This is a genomic window from Bacillus sp. N1(2025) (assembly GCF_053470005.1).
Window position 1 is genome coordinate 327770 of sequence record NZ_JBLTJB010000001.1, and the last position, 14814, is coordinate 342583.

At 45.8% G+C, this 14814-nt stretch carries 17 protein-coding genes and 2 pseudogenes; 16 read left to right on the plus strand and 3 right to left on the minus strand.

Annotated elements, in window-relative coordinates; all coding sequences use genetic code 11:
* The first annotated feature begins 49 nt into the window (after positions 1-49).
* The 4 genes and pseudogenes from ACNFN4_RS01830 to radC all read left to right on the plus strand — a co-directional run.
* Positions 50-802, plus strand: coding sequence for a prepilin peptidase (locus ACNFN4_RS01830; protein WP_017418284.1), 753 nt, complete (start codon positions 50-52; stop codon positions 800-802).
* Positions 803-928: 126 nt separating this feature from the next.
* The gene (locus ACNFN4_RS01835; protein WP_448199951.1) at positions 929-1930 is read left to right on the plus strand and encodes an SPOR domain-containing protein; all 1002 of its coding nucleotides are present in this window, start codon (positions 929-931) and stop codon (positions 1928-1930) included.
* A gap of 140 nt (positions 1931-2070) precedes the next feature.
* Positions 2071-2640 (plus strand): Maf family protein, encoded by a 570-nt coding sequence (locus ACNFN4_RS01840; protein ID WP_012118105.1) that lies wholly within the window; start codon positions 2071-2073, stop codon positions 2638-2640.
* A gap of 31 nt (positions 2641-2671) precedes the next feature.
* Positions 2672-3079 (plus strand): annotated as a pseudogene (radC, locus tag ACNFN4_RS01845) (RadC family protein); the annotation flags it as partial.
* Between the two features lie 12 nt (positions 3080-3091).
* Here the strand turns inward: radC and ACNFN4_RS01850 are convergent.
* From ACNFN4_RS01850 to ACNFN4_RS01860, 3 genes are read right to left on the minus strand one after another with little or no spacing between them, the layout of a single operon-like run.
* Positions 3092-4516, minus strand: coding sequence for a recombinase family protein (locus tag ACNFN4_RS01850; RefSeq protein ID WP_017418281.1), 1425 nt, complete (start codon positions 4514-4516; stop codon positions 3092-3094).
* A 38-nt stretch (positions 4517-4554) separates the two neighbouring features.
* Positions 4555-5001: an ImmA/IrrE family metallo-endopeptidase gene (locus tag ACNFN4_RS01855; protein ID WP_119001899.1), complete on the minus strand. Its 447-nt coding sequence runs from the start codon at positions 4999-5001 to the stop codon at positions 4555-4557.
* Positions 5002-5014: 13 nt separating this feature from the next.
* A complete protein-coding gene (locus ACNFN4_RS01860) occupies positions 5015-5449 on the minus strand; it encodes a helix-turn-helix domain-containing protein (RefSeq protein WP_017418279.1) in 435 nt (144 codons plus the stop codon).
* Between the two features lie 262 nt (positions 5450-5711).
* On the opposite strand from ACNFN4_RS01860, the gene ACNFN4_RS01865 reads away from it, so the two are divergent.
* The 12 genes and pseudogenes from ACNFN4_RS01865 to ACNFN4_RS01920 all read left to right on the plus strand — a co-directional run bounded on the left by ACNFN4_RS01865 (position 5712) and on the right by ACNFN4_RS01920 (position 14750).
* Entirely contained in the window at positions 5712-5984 is a 273-nt protein-coding gene (locus ACNFN4_RS01865) for a helix-turn-helix transcriptional regulator (protein ID WP_017418278.1), read from the plus strand.
* Between the two features lie 68 nt (positions 5985-6052).
* Positions 6053-6205 carry a hypothetical protein gene (locus ACNFN4_RS01870; protein ID WP_166706040.1) on the plus strand — a complete coding sequence of 51 codons (153 nt, stop codon included), beginning with the start codon at positions 6053-6055 and terminating at the stop codon, positions 6203-6205.
* 93 nt (positions 6206-6298) lie between these two features.
* On the plus strand, positions 6299-6700 hold the full coding sequence (locus ACNFN4_RS01875) for a hypothetical protein (RefSeq protein ID WP_013353520.1): 402 nt from the start codon (positions 6299-6301) through the stop codon (positions 6698-6700).
* Positions 6701-6712: 12 nt separating this feature from the next.
* Positions 6713-7108, plus strand: coding sequence for a hypothetical protein (locus ACNFN4_RS01880; protein ID WP_448199952.1), 396 nt, complete (start codon positions 6713-6715; stop codon positions 7106-7108).
* On the plus strand, positions 7105-8283 hold the full coding sequence (locus ACNFN4_RS01885) for a DUF2800 domain-containing protein (protein WP_448199953.1): 1179 nt from the start codon (positions 7105-7107) through the stop codon (positions 8281-8283). The genes ACNFN4_RS01880 and ACNFN4_RS01885 overlap by 4 nt, the downstream gene beginning before the upstream one ends.
* 30 nt (positions 8284-8313) lie before the next feature.
* Positions 8314-8883 (plus strand): DUF2815 family protein, encoded by a 570-nt coding sequence (locus ACNFN4_RS01890; RefSeq protein WP_448199954.1) that lies wholly within the window; start codon positions 8314-8316, stop codon positions 8881-8883.
* Between the two features lie 61 nt (positions 8884-8944).
* The gene (locus tag ACNFN4_RS01895; protein WP_448199955.1) at positions 8945-9244 is read left to right on the plus strand and encodes a hypothetical protein; all 300 of its coding nucleotides are present in this window, start codon (positions 8945-8947) and stop codon (positions 9242-9244) included.
* Between the two features lie 12 nt (positions 9245-9256).
* Positions 9257-9808, plus strand: coding sequence for a hypothetical protein (locus ACNFN4_RS01900; RefSeq protein WP_448199956.1), 552 nt, complete (start codon positions 9257-9259; stop codon positions 9806-9808).
* On the plus strand, positions 9805-11751 hold the full coding sequence (locus ACNFN4_RS01905) for a DNA polymerase (protein WP_448199957.1): 1947 nt from the start codon (positions 9805-9807) through the stop codon (positions 11749-11751). Before ACNFN4_RS01900 ends, ACNFN4_RS01905 begins: the two co-directional genes overlap by 4 nt.
* Positions 11752-11866: 115 nt before the next feature.
* Positions 11867-12052 (plus strand): annotated as a pseudogene (locus ACNFN4_RS01910) (hypothetical protein); the annotation flags it as partial.
* A gap of 59 nt (positions 12053-12111) precedes the next feature.
* Positions 12112-12315 carry a hypothetical protein gene (locus ACNFN4_RS01915; RefSeq protein ID WP_041915585.1) on the plus strand — a complete coding sequence of 68 codons (204 nt, stop codon included), beginning with the start codon at positions 12112-12114 and terminating at the stop codon, positions 12313-12315.
* 23 nt (positions 12316-12338) lie between these two features.
* Positions 12339-14750 (plus strand): VapE domain-containing protein, encoded by a 2412-nt coding sequence (locus ACNFN4_RS01920; RefSeq protein WP_448199958.1) that lies wholly within the window; start codon positions 12339-12341, stop codon positions 14748-14750.
* Positions 14751-14814: the final 64 nt, after the last annotated feature.

A 14814-nucleotide genomic window follows, 5' to 3' on the forward strand; every position in this document is an offset into this window, starting at 1 on the left:
TTTTCTTTGCTATAATCTGAGCCAGATTGATAGTAAAGGTGTGGTCTGAGTGCTTTTGATTCTGTTTTTTCTCGGCTTGATTTTCGGTTCTTTTTTTTATACAGCAGCGTGCCGTATCCCGCTGCGAATCTCGGTTATTTCGCCGCGTTCAGCCTGTTCGTTTTGCCGCTTGCCGCTCTCCTGGGGGGAACTTGTGCCCGTCGTTTCCTATATTCTGCAAAGAGGCAGATGCAGAAACTGCCGTGCGAAGCTGTCGGTTATGTATCCGGCGGCGGAATGCTGGACGGCGTGTTTATTCACTGCTGCAGGCATTCATTTCGGTTTCTCAAAAGAACTGTTAGTCGCGCTGTTATTTCTGTCTCTGCTCATGATTGTTACTATGACGGATCTGCAATATATGCTGATTCCTGACAAGGTTCTGCTGTTTTTTCTTCCGCTTTTCATCGCCGGCCGTATGTTTTCTCCGCTGGATACATGGTATGCAGGGTTTGCCGGAGCCGTTTGCGGATTTTTTCTGCTTGTTTTTATCATGTTTGTCAGTAAAGGAGGCATCGGCGCAGGTGATGTGAAACTGTTTGGGGTGATCGGCCTGCCGCTCGGCGTGAAGCTCGTGCTCATTGCATTCTTTCTTTCCGTTATGATCGGAACCGTATACGGTATGTGCGCCGCAGCCCGGGGCAGGCTTGGTAAAAAGCAGCCATTTCCGTTTGCGCCGGCCATCTCAGCCGGGAGCGCTTTGAGTTATTTATACGGTGAAGAGCTGTTTTCGTTTTACATCAAGCTCGCTTCAGGCGGGGCTTGAAAAATTTGGCGAACGTTTTTTGGACAAGACGACAAAAGTCTTGTTCTTTTTTTTTTCGCCTATGCTAAAGTGTGAACCATGATCAGTTCAAGGTACGGCCAAGACGAATGCAAGGGGGAAGAGACGTTGAAAAAAAGGAAGAGCAAAAAGCACAGCAAAGCCAAAAATAATGCCCTTAAAGTAACCATTAACGGACAAGAAGAAACGATGTATGGACAAGAAGATGTGAAAGAAGGCGGGGAGAAAACCGTCACATTTTCAAATTGGGAGGAAACAAAAAAGGCGGAGCAAGAGACTGCCGCATCCCATGAAGATCCGAAAGAAGAAGATTTCAATTGGGACCATGAGAAGAATTCTGAGGTATTTGAAGATGACCCGAAAGTCGTTCCGCCATACCAGAAGAAAAAAAACGGCCCTCATTTTCCGAAAAAAAAGCAGCCGTCTTCTCCAGTTAAAAAAGCGGTCACGACAATTGCCGTTGCGGCTGTTTTAGGCACCGGGCTCGGTCTTGTCGCCTTAAATATGTCGGGAAGTAAAGAAGCCTCCGCTCCTGCATCAGCTGACAAAGGTTCACAAGGGCAGACGGCGAAAGCGGGAGATGTTTCTAAAGACAAATCTGAAACAGCCGGCACAGGAGATGCGGAAACTTCAGAGGGAAACTATAAAACATATGCGGTGCAGGCCGGAAAATTTTCATCAGAAAAAGGAGCGCAAACGCTTGTTGACCAGCTGACTGAAAAAGGATACTCGGCCGTCTCATTGGCTAAAGAAGACGGATACACATACGTGATCGCCGGGCTTGCAGCGGAAAAAAGCTTATCACAGCAATTGGGTCAGACACTGATAGACCATGATTTTGAGGCTTGGGGCGGTAAAGAGCTCAGCTTTGCGGTCGATTCAGGACTGGAAGACTCTTTTAAACAAGCATCTGAGCTCTCCGCCAAAGCGATTACCGGCAAAGATCTTTCAAAAACGGAAGTGGCTGAAGCGGCAAAAGCGGCAGACGGTGCAGACGCCGCTGACAAAAAGCAGAAAGAGGCCGTGCTTCAAGCGCTGAAAGAACTGGAAACGTCGGGTTCGGAATCCGGCTGGAAAGCCCAAAAAGAGCTTTTAAGTGTTGTAAAATAGTATCTCATTTCCCGTCATCCGGCGGGATTTTTTATTTTGTCATCAAAAAGTTATTTTTCTGAAATTGTGGTTGCCCGTTTGATTTGGTAGGATAGACAAGTATCTTTTTTTCTTAAGCAAACCCTGAAAGGATGACAATCATGACAAAACGCTTAATACTCGCATCACAATCTCCGCGAAGAAAAGAACTCCTTAATCTTCTTCAGATTCCTTACAGCATTATTGCAAGCCGCACAGAAGAAAAATTAAATCGAAACCTTTCGCCGGAAGAAAACGTCCAATGTTTGGCCGAGCAAAAAGCCGGTGCTGTATTGGCCGAAAATCCCGATGCAGTCGTTATCGGGGCTGACACGATGGTGTGCATAGACGGCGAATGCCTCGGCAAACCGCATGACAGAGAAGAAGCGGCACACATGCTGCGGAGGCTTTCCGGCCGAAGCCATCAAGTCATTACGGCGGTCAGCATTCAGACGCATGACCGGAAAGAAACGTTCTGTGACACGACGGAAGTGACGTTTTGGCCGCTCAGTGAAGACGACATACAGCTCTACATTGAAACAAAAGAACCGATGGATAAAGCAGGTGCATACGGCATCCAAGGAAAAGGCGCGCTTTTAGTGAAAAAAATAGACGGTGATTTTTATTCTGTCGTCGGGCTTCCTGTCGCTAAAACAATGAGAGCCTTGAAAGAATTTAATATAAAAGCTTGATGTTCAAACCGGGAAGGGGAACAAGGAGGGGTTGATCATCCGTGATCTGCCGTTAAAATTAAGAGATTTCCCCGAAAAAGAAAAACCGAGAGAGCGGCTTCTGCACTTCGGAGCCGAACATCTCTCTAACAATGAATTGCTCGCCATCCTGCTGCGGACGGGAACGAAACATGAGTCCGTCATGAACCTCGCTCACCGGCTGCTGCGGACGTTTGACGGGCTGCGACTGTTAAAAGGCGCCTCTGCCCAGGAGCTTTCCAGCATTCCGGGAATCGGCACGGTGAAAGCCGTTCAGATTCTTGCCGCAATTGAGCTGGGGAGCCGCATTCATAAGACATCCGCCGGGGAGCATTGCGTCATCCGCTCTCCGGAAGACGGGGCGAAGTATGTGATGGAGGATATGCGCTTTTTATCCCAGGAGCATTTTGTCTGCTTGTACTTTACATAAACCCTAATAAAAATGAATGTCTAAAACCCTGGCTTTATTGTCTTTCTTCTCAAACTCAATATGTTTTATTAACTCTTGTACAGTTTGTCTTTTTTCCTCTCCTGTTAGGACAGACCAGTTTTCTCTAAACATTTTTGCTAGTTCTTTAGCTCGCTCAATATTCAAAGGTTTTTCTATGGACTGTAAATCATTCTGCTCAAGTTTGGCCGTAGCTTTTTGCAGTGCCTCTTTTGTTTCTACCATAAGCTGCTCAAACTCTTGGTCAGTCATTAGCTCCATGGACCAGGCTTTTTGATATTTCTTTCTCTGCTTTTCAATACTAATTATTTTTTGGTGGAGTTTATCGTAGTCCTGTTGCTTCTCTTGAGGTATTTTAGGCTCGCGCTTAAGGTTCGCATTCTGCATATATTCCATAAATGCTTTTTCGAATTTTTTCTCACTTATTCCAATTGCCGGCTTTTTATTTAGGGCGCACGCTTGGCATCTATAGTGATTACTTTCCACATTCTTATTGTCTTTTTTTCTAAAATATATGGAGCGCTCGCACGTTAAGCGGCTTCCACAATTCGGGCATATTATTTTTGCTTGGAAAATAAATATAGATGTGGTTTCCCTTCTCTTGAAATTTTGCCGATCGTGTAACATTTTTTGGAGTTGTTCGAACTCTTTTTTTGATATGTAGCCCTCAAATGCGCCCTCTAGTATTTCACCCGCCCAACGAAATCCGCCATACAATACCGGGTTTTTCAAGATAACCAGGATAGAAGCTATGTGCCACTTGTACCCTCTTTTCGGAATAGCATCAGATTCGTCAAGATAATCTGCCAGTTCCCTGAGCGAATAGCCTTTCTTGATCTTATCTATCATGTCTAAAAGGACTTCGCCCTCCTCTGGGTTCTTGACCAGGCTCTCACCCTCCTTTGTGAACCCGAATGGGGCGGGCGCGCTAAATTGTCCCTGACGCGCTTTTTCAACTTGCCCCATTTTAACCCGTTCGCCTAAGTTCTCTCGTTCCCATTGTGCCATGGCGGCCACCAATGTAATGAATAACCGGCCAGTTGCTGACCCGGTGTCATAAACTTCAGTAGCAGAACGAAAAATCGCCTGATATTTATCAAAGTAATCTAAAAGGGAATAGAGGTCACGGACAGAGCGGGTCAGCCGGTCGAGCCTGTAGACTAAAACTGTGTTAATAATGCCCTGTTCTATGTGCCTAAGCATTAGCTCCAATGACGGTCTATGTATGTCTTTTGCGGACTTGCCTTCGTCAATATAAAACTTGTAATTTTCCCACCCCTGAGAAATGCAATATGCTTTAAGCTTTTCCTTTTGGGCAGATATTGAGTACCCTTCTTTTGCTTGCTCTTCTGTTGAAACCCTAACATATATCCCAACATTCTTTGGAGTGTTTTCATCCATCAGGTTCATGATATCCCCCTTTTATGAAACGTATGTTCTGTTTTTGGTTAAAAATTTTTCAGCGCTGATAGGTCTTTTAGGTGGGCTAACTCAGCAGGGACCCCATTCATGACAGCTATGTCATCAAGGGTGAAGTCTGTATTTTTGTATTGGCTCACCACCCAATCGGGGAGAAGGAGCTCAACCGCAAAGGTGTTTGCTTCCACTTCAATTTTATCAACCGAGAAAAGAGTATGCTCTTTCATAAATGGCGTATTGGCCCGTGGGTGTAACTGTGCATGTCCTAATTCATGGGAGCACACAAAAGTTCTTTCGGCCTGGCTTAAGTTGGAATTGATAACGATATATTTATTTCGCTTATCATACTTATAAAACCCCATTATTTCATGGTGCAAGTTCCATGGAATAACATTGATATTTATGTATGATGCAAGCTCATAAGGATTACTGGTTTTATACTTTTTAATTAGTCTTTGCACAGCTGCTTTTATCAAAGTATAATGCCCCCTATTTTTGATCGTCTTCTCTATATTTCTTTGGAGTGTACTTTTTATTTATTCTTTGCGTTTGACGAACTATGTGCTCCATTGCTTCCATGAGAGACTCAACAGCTTCCGGGCTCATGGGCTCCCCTGAAAAGCTAAGGCCGTCCGATTTTTCTAAATCCTTTCTTATTTCCTCCATACGTTTTGCGATGTCTTTTTCTTCTTTAGCGTTATATTCAGCCTGCTCTTCTTTTAAAAGAGTTTCCTCGCCAACTATGGCAGAAACCTGAACACCCAGCGCGCCTGCTACTGCTTCTACTGTGGAAAGGCTTGGGTTGTATCTATCTCTTTCAATATCTGCAAGGTATGAACGTGAAAGATTGGCTTTTTCCGCCAGTTGTACTTGGGTTAACTTACGTTCCTTCCTAATGGCTTTTATTCTTTGCCCTACAGTCATTACGATCACCTGTCTCCTTTACAACACATAGTGCCTTACTGTGCCTCACTGTGCCTTACGGCATGTCACAATTATAGTATCCGAATGTCGGAAATACAATGCTAAAAAAGACGGAAATACAAGTATTTTTTAGCAAAATGACGGAAATACAAGATATTTACTCTCTAAATCTTTAAAATGCTTGAATTTCGTCATATTTCGACTTTTACAAAATGTCGTGAATACCATACAATTTAGTCATACCTTAACGGGAGGTGATAACATGCTGGACGGGAAAAAGCTGGGGGCATTGATTAAGCAGAAAAGGAAAGAACACCATTTGAAACAAACTGAAATGGCGAAAGCGCTGGGGTTATCCAGAACTTATCTTTCTGACATTGAAAACGGAAGGTATATGCCGAGCACTAAAACACTTTCCAGAATAGCGATCTTTATCAATCTGGACTTAAACGTGTTAAAAATGACGGAAATACAAGTATTTAAGGAGGGCGGATATGATAGAGCTTCCGGCACATGTAGAAGACAGGCTTTATGAGATTTTCATGAAGCTATCAGTTCCAAGGCTACTCGAAAAAGAGGCCTTGGAGAAAGGGGAGGATTTAAATGAAGAAAGTAAAGGTGCTTGATCTTGCGGCCTTTTTCGCTGAATACGAAGTAAGAATGAAAAAAATGAACAGACCTAAAATCGCTGAGTTTTCTCGCAGACAAATGATTAAGTATTCGAGGGCTTACGTTTGCACCGAATTCACAGTATGAAAAAAGCCGCCTTGGCAGAGGCGACCCATTGAAAAACAAATAACGCCGCCATTATACCATGCGGGCTAAAAATAATAAACGGAGGTTTCAATGATGGAAAAGATTAACTCTGTTTCACAAGTAAACGCGTTTTTTCAAGAACTTAACCAAGCAAAGAAAGACCGTTCGGCCTTAGCTTCACACATTAGCGCCAAAACAGCTCGGTTGGTTGCCTACCTTAGGCAGAATGGGCCTGTGCTGGTCTACCGGGAAGACAAAGCGACGATGATCGAAGCAGTCAAAAAGGTATCAGTCAAATTTGACAAGGCTAAGCTTGCCAGTTTGGTGGGACTGTCTGCTGCTGTTCTAAACCCGATCAAAATCGCTGAACTTGTTGAACAAGGTAAGATTACTGCGGCTCAAGTAGAGGGCTGCCAATACGAGGAAGAAGATTACAAGCTGAAAACTCGTAAAGCTAAAAAGAAAGAGATTGCGGATTTCCGCAATAAACAATAGGGGGATTTACTTATGAATATCACATTGAAAATTGAAGCGCCGGAACTTGCTAAGTCTATCCAATCCCTGGCAGATGCACTGACCGCCAAGCCTCTACCCGTGAACAAGGTTGCTGATAGCAAACCGAAAAAGCAGGAGGCTGCGGACCAAAAAGCAGATGCGGTACAAAAGGCGCCTGAAAAAGAGGCTGTGAAACCTGAACCCGAATCTGAGCCAGCTCCAAAAGCTGACAAAGAAGAAACGCAAGCTATTGATATTACAGTAGTCCGCCAGAAGCTTGCTGAAAAGTCACAGGAAGGCAAACAAGCTGAGATTAAGAAGCTGTTCGCAAATTACGGCGCTAAAAAGCTGACAGAGATTCCAAAAGAGCATTATGCGGAGTTGCTTGAAAAGGCGGAACAGCTATGACCCAAGGGCACGCGGAAAGAGCACACGCCAAGTTATCGGCGTCAGGCTCAAAACGCTGGTTAACCTGCACACCAAGCGCTCGTTTAGAAGATCAGTTTGAAGAAACGACTAGCGAGTTTGCAGAAGAAGGGACCCTGGCACACGAAGTGTCAGAGGTGCTGCTCCAATACCATACGGGTGCGATCAGTAAAGCTGCACGGACGCGGCGTCTGAACAAATTGAAAAAGCATGAGCTGTATTCAGATTCAATGATTGAATATGTGTCCACTTATTCAGATTTAGTTATTGAGAAATTCAATGCGCTTGAAGCTGAAAAAGGCGATGCAATGATCTTACTTGAACAGCGTTTAGATTTCAGTGAGTGGGTTCCGGAAGGGTTCGGCACTGGTGACGCGTTAATCATTGCTGATGAAGTGATGGAAGTTATAGACCTGAAATACGGGAAAGGCGTTCCCGTCGATGCTGAAAAAAACACTCAGATGATGCTTTATGCATTAGGGGCATTGAATCAATTTGGGGCCCTTTATGACATCGAACGCATTCGTATGACGATCGTGCAGCCCCGCCTGGATAGCGTGTCAACATATGAGCTATCAGTATCAGAGCTTTTGTCATGGGCGAATGACTTTGTCAAGCCGAGGGCTGAAATGGCTTGGCAGGGAAAGGGCGAATTTGAAGCAGGCGATCACTGCCGATTCTGCAGGGCAAAAGCAAACTGCTCAGCAAGGGCGGAAAAAAACTTGGATCTGGCTCGATTCGATTTTCAGAAGCCTGAACTTCTGTCTAAAGAGGACCTTGGGAAAATCCTTTATGAAGCAGAAGAGCTAAAACGCTGGGTCAAAGATATTCAAGAGTACACCTTGGCGCAGGCTGAACACCACGGGGAAAAGATACCTGGATGGAAACTGGTTGAGGGAAGAAGTAACCGCAAATATGCGGATGTAGACGCGGTGAAAAATACTCTCCTGGCTGAAGGTTATGAACCGGAACAAGTCTTGTCAAAACCGGAGGTTCTAGGAGTCTCAGCCCTGGAAAAAAGCATAGGGAAAAAAGCATTTAATGAGCTACTGAAAGACCTGGTTATAAAGCCAGTTGGAAAACCGACTCTTGTCCCTGAATCGGACAAACGGCCGGAGTTAAATTCTACGGAATCAGCAATCGCTGACTTCGAATAAAAAAATTCAAATTAAAAGGAGACATGCAAAATGGCAGTTAACAACACTAACACAAACACAAAGGTAGTAACAGGAAAGGTACGTTTCTCATATCTTCATGCCTTCCAACCGCACGCGATCGAGGAAGGGCAGGAACCAAAGTACAGCACCGCAATCCTTATCCCGAAAACTGATAAAGATACATTGCGTAAAATCAAGGCGGCGGTCGAAGCTGCAAAAGAAGCTGGAAAAAGCAAATGGGGCGGAAAGATTCCGGCCAACCTCAAAACACCTTTACGCGATGGGGACGAAGAAAGACCGGACCAAGAGGAATACGCCGGATGCTATTTCTTGAACGCCTCCAGCAAAACTAAGCCCGGCATTGTAGACAGAAACTTGAATCACATTATTGACTCAGAAGAGCTTTACAGCGGTTGCTATGGGCGGGTGTCGATTAATTTCTACGCATTTAACACAGCCGGTAATAAAGGCATTGCGTGCGGCCTGAATAACATTCAGAAACTTGAGGACGGGGATTACCTCGGCGGCCGTTCACGAGCTGAGGACGATTTCGACGCCCTGGATAATTTCGAAGACGAGGGCGATGATTTCTTAAGCTGAAAAAAACAATGAGGGGGGACGAGAGTTTCCCCCTTTTCTAATAGATTGGGAGGTAATTAACTTGAAAAATGCTTGGCTTGTAATGACCACAAAAACGGATGATTGGAATGAGGTATCAGATTCTTTATCCTCTTTCACAGAAAAAGACAGCGCTTTGAGATACCTGGGTAGCCTAACACTATCAGATGACATCGAAATGAAACGACTTTATGAAGTGGATTTGATTAAAGGTGAGATCAGTGAAATGGAATTAGTCCTAAATAATGGGAAGCTGGACATGGTTTACGTGAATAAAGCCAATGAGCCATCAGCACCGGCACCAGCACCAGCACCATTATTACCAGATGACATTTTTCGCTAAGGGGGTACAGTCATGTTTAATCCATCGGATTGGTACATCACACCTGAAGAATATGAGAGGGCAGCAAAAAACGGTATAAGCAGAGGATGCTTGTCAAAAAGGATTCGGTGCTCGGGCTGGGATAAAGAAAGGGCTCTTACAACCCCGCCGCAGAAACGGCGCCCAAGGTCTATTAGGTCTAAATGGGTTGACGTTGCTGAAAAGAATGGCATACCCAAAGCCACGTTCTACTGGCGTGTGAATACAGCAGGCTGGGACGAAGAACGGGCAGCGAAAACCCCGCCTACCAAAACAAGCGAGTGCATGAGAAGAGCGCGCCAGAAATCGCCACGCTGCAAAAGTCGGAGGTACTGTCCTGAACTGGTTGCTTTAGCAGAATCAAACGGCATTAAATACGGAACTTACACTTTTAGAGTGAAGGAATGCGGGATGGACCCTTATGAAGCCGCAGTGACCCCCCTCAAAACACGCGCCGAAATTGGGCGCATTGGGCGGCAGGCCTTTCTGGATAAGCATGGTGATGTACACACATTATTTTTTCAGAAAAGGCGGGCTACTAATTGAAAACATTGTCAATTGATATAGAAACATTTTCGAGCGTTGATCTTTTAAAGTGTGGTGTTTATGCATACACAGAAGCCCCGGACTTTGAAATTCTTCTGTTTGCCTATGCTTTCGATGAAGAGCCGATAAAAGTTATTGACCTGGCCCAAGGGGAGGCATTACCTCATGAAGTTCTAGTGGCTTTGACAAGCTCAAAGGTCATCAAAACAGCATATAACGCCAACTTTGAAAGAACTTGTATTGCGAAGCATTTTAAGACTATGCTGCCGCCGGCGCAATGGAGGTGTACGGCGGTCCATGCTACTACATTAGGGCTTCCCGGAAATCTTGACGGTGTGGCAAAGGCGCTAAAACTATCGGAACAGAAGGACAAGGAAGGGAAAGCCCTCATTCGTTACTTTTCTGTGCCCTGTAAGCCAACCAAAGCAAACGGACAGAGGGTCAGGAATCTCCCTGAACACGCACCGGATAAATGGGAGAAATTCAAAGCTTATTGCGGCCAGGACGTTGAAGTGGAACGCTCTATTAAAAACCGTATTTCTAAGTTTGAGCCATTGGAAGCTGAACAAGAGTTATGGGCATTAGATCAGGATATAAATGACAGAGGCGTCCGGATAGATGCCGATCTAGTAAAGCACGCAATAGCCTGCGATGAACAATATCAGGCGGGCTTAATGGCAGAGGCGAAGGAGCTAACCCGTCTACCCAATCCCAACAGTACAGCCCAATTAAAAAAATGGCTTGAAGATAAAGGGCTATCTGTTTCGAGTCTTGCAAAAGACAAAATCGAGGAGTTAATAGAAAACACAAACGATGAGAGCGTACACAGAGTCTTGCGGCTGCGGCAGGAAATGGCGAAAACCTCAGTTAAAAAGTACCTAGCGATGGAAAAAGCCCTTTGTCCGGATAGTCGTGTTCGTGGGTTGCTGCAATTCTACGGGGCCAGCCGGACCGGCAGATGGGCCGGGCGCTTGGTCCAAGTACAGAACTTACCTCAAAACAAAATCGCTGACCTGGACACAGCAAGGACGCTTTTGAAGGGCGGTCACTATGAAGCAATAGAGCTGCTTTATGGGCAGGTGCCTTTTGTGCTTTCTCAGCTAGTCAGAACAGCTTTCATCCCGTCAGAAGGTAATGAGTTTTATGTGTCTGACTTCTCCGCCATTGAAGCCCGTGTCATTGCCTGGCTTGCCGGGGAAGGATGGCGCCTGGATGTATTCAACACTCACGGGAAGATTTACGAGGCTTCGGCAGCGCAAATGTTCAAAGTTCCGGTTGAGTCAATCACTAAAGGCAGCCCATTAAGGCAAAAAGGTAAAGTGGCCGAATTAGCTTTGGGCTACCAGGGCGGAAAGGGTGCTCTTATACAAATGGGCGCCTTAACCATGGGCCTGGCTGAAGATGAACTGCCGGGGCTTGTGAAAGCATGGCGGACGGCAAATAAGAAAATAGTGCAGTTTTGGTATGACGTCGAAGCCGCCGCGGTCAAGGCTGTCAAAGAGAGAAAGCCGGTTAAGATTCAGCACGGCCTGACATTTTTATGCGAGTCAGGCATCCTGTTTGTACAACTGCCGTCCGGTAGACGCCTGGCCTATGCGAAGCCAAAACTTGAAATAGATGATCGTTTTGGGAAAGAAGCCCTAACATATGAGGGGAAGCTTGAGTCCGGTAAATGGGGCCGCCTGAACACTTACGGCGGCAAACTTGTCGAGAACATCGTTCAGGCAGTTGCCCGGGATTGCCTGGCTGTCACCCTTATACGTTTGGATGATGCCGGTTATAAAACGGTCATGCACGTTCATGACGAAGCTGTCCTGGACGTTCCGCGCGGAAAAAAGGAGCTTGATAAAGTGGAAGCCATTATGGGGGAGCCTATCCCCTGGGCAAAGGGTCTGCCTTTGACTGCAGACGGCTTTATCACGGATTACTATAAAAAAGATTAATAATAAGGGCGGAGATTATGAAACTTATAAGGAGTCTAATAGCAGTGATTGGGCTTTGCTTATCTGCAAGAAAAAGAGAGTCGGAATATATGAAGTGGATGGAGGAGGACGGGAAGTGATCGAATTTACAAGGCCGTTACCCATGAAGAAAACATGCACAATGCACCCGGAAAGAAAGTCAGTCAGATCGGTGTCATTCACTGATTTTAACGACAATTCTGTAACAGTGACTCTTTGTGATGTGTGTTTAGTGGAATTGAAAGTGAAAGCCTCATCAGAGTGGCAGAGTGTAGTCGATAAACCCGTAGAAACGCATGCAGTGAGTGCCACAGGGTTATGGATGGAGGAGGACGGTAAATAATGAATGCGGAAAAACAACAAACAAGGTACGGAATTTACAGTTTACGCTCACGTAAATTTTGTTTTGGTATTGATGAGCCGTCGAAAACAAAGGCCTGGAAAGCCCTATTTAACAAAATAGGAAAAGACGCTTACAAATGGCGATTTGAAGCCAGAAAAATTAGAGCTAGAAAAGTGGATACCGCAAGGCCACAGAGTGAGTGAAGAAAAGGAGGGGGTGTCCGGTGATGGAAACAGCTTTGAAAAATCGAGTGCAGCATGACGGGTCTATCACCATCGCAATAGGGCGCAACCGATGGGATAAGGCTTGGAGAAATAAAGACATGCTTTGGTCTGATCTGCTGAAAAAATTAGCAACGCCAAACTATACGAATGAGACCTATGCAGAATATAAAAAAATGTCCAAGTCACAGCAGGACCAGATAAAAGACGTTGGCGGATTCGTAGGCGGCTCATTAAAGGGCGGCCGCCGAAAGACTGACACGGTGGCCTGGCGCCAAGTTGTCACGTTAGATGCTGATTTTATAAAAGGCGATCTTTGGGCATCGGTGGAAATGATGTATGACTTTGCCTGTGCGGCTTATTCAACGCATAAGCACAGCAAAGAGACGCCGCGGCTCCGGTTAGTGATTCCGTTAAGGCGGGCGGTAACGCCTGATGAATACCAGGCAGTATCCCGCAAACTTGCGGCCGACATCGGCATTGATTTTTTCGATGATACGACGTATCAGCCGCACCGGTTGATGTACTGGCCGTCAACTTCTCAAGACGGCGAATATGTTTTTAAGCTGCAGGACGAGGCCTGGCTCGACCCTGATGAGGTTTTAGCCAGTTATGAAGACTGGACCGATCCTTCATATTGGCCGGAGTCATCTAGGATCCAAAAGAATCGCCAAAAGCTTGCGGATAAGCAAGGTGACCCGCATGAGAAAAACGGAATGGTCGGGGCTTTCTGCCGAACGTACTCAATTCCGGAAGCTATTGAAACGTTTCTCTCTGATGTCTATGAAGAGGCGGGGCCGGGTCGTTTCACTTACAAAGAAGGATCCACTAATGGCGGATTAATTCTTTACGATGATGAAAAATTTGCTTTCTCGCATCATGGAACAGATCCCGTCGGGGGCTTGCTCGTCAATGCTTTCGATTTAGTTCGTATCCATAAATTCGGGATGCGCGATGAAGAAGCCGACCCAAACACACCAGTTGTCCGGCTCCCGTCCTTCACTGCGATGTCGGATTTTGCTTTGCAAGATAAAAACGTGAAACGCACGATCGGACAGGAAAAACTATCCCAAGCAAGTGAAGAGTTCGGAGCTATTGAGGATTCGGCCATGGACTGGCTGGAACATTTAGACGTAAAGAAAAACGGCGACATCCTCTCAACGGCCAAGAACATTATTTTGATTCTGCAGAATGACCCACGGCTTGCTGGGAAGATCGCATGGAATGACTTTTCGCATCGGGCCGCCGTCTTAGGGGATTTGCCTTGGCGCAAGCTGTCAGAGGGCGATTACTGGATGGATAGGGACGATGCTTCACTACGGAACTACCTGGAAACAATTTATAAAATCTCAGGGCAGGGCAAGGTCCATGATGCACTTATGGAGGTTCAAGGAAAAAATAAATTTCACCCGGTCCAAGACTATCTCAATAGCCTGGAATGGGACGGGCTTCCCCGGCTTGATTCTCTTTTTATTGAGTATCTGGGCGCTGAGGATACGGAATATGTCCGGGCAGTTACAAGAAAGATTTTTACGGCAGCAGTCGGCCGCGTTCTTAAGCCAGGGCTGAAATTCGATAACGTTTTAGTCATGGTGGGGCCGCAGGGCGTCGGAAAAAGCTTCATCATTAAAAAGCTTGGCATGGGCTGGCATTCCGATTCCATCACTACTGTGCAAGGAAAGGAAGCCTATGAACAATTACAAGGGGCCTGGTTGATTGAGTTGGCCGAGTTGTCCGCAACCCGGAAAGCTGAGGCGGAAGCCGTCAAACACTTTATTTCTAAACAAGAGGACAGCTATAGGGTAGCGTATGGCCGACAAATTTCTGTTTTCCCCCGTCAGTGCGTTTTCTTCGGGTCAACAAATGATGTGACTTTTTTGAAGGACCGCACGGGGAACCGGCGCTTTTGGCCCGTTGTTGTGGCAGCGCAAGAAAGATCAAAAAGTATCTGGCGGGACCTTAATCAATACGAGATAGATCAAATTTGGGCTGAAGCCGTTGACTGCTGGCATGAAAAAGAGCCTCTTTATCTAACAGGCGAATTAGAGGAGGCCGCCAAAGAAGCGCAGGAGGCCCACACCGAGGACAGTGTAAAAGCTGGATTGATTGAGGAATATTTGAACACCCTTCTGCCGGAAGATTGGGCGAAAAGAGATATCAGCGAAAGGCGTCGGTTTCTCCATGATCGAGATTTCGGGGAGAGCGAGGGGGGCACAGTACAGCGTGGCCGAGTTTGTGCTATGGAAATATGGGTTGAGCTGTTTGAAGGCGACCCAAAACAAATGAACCCGATACAGGCGCGAGAAATCAACGATATTCTAAGGCGTTTGCCAGGATGGGAGGCCCACACTAAAGATCGTGGGCGGCTCTATTTCGGAAAAAATTACGGTTACCAAAGGGCGTTTGTTAGAGTGTAATCGGCATACCTACATGCTTTAATGAATACCTCCATGCAGGATATGGAAAAATGTAAAATGTACC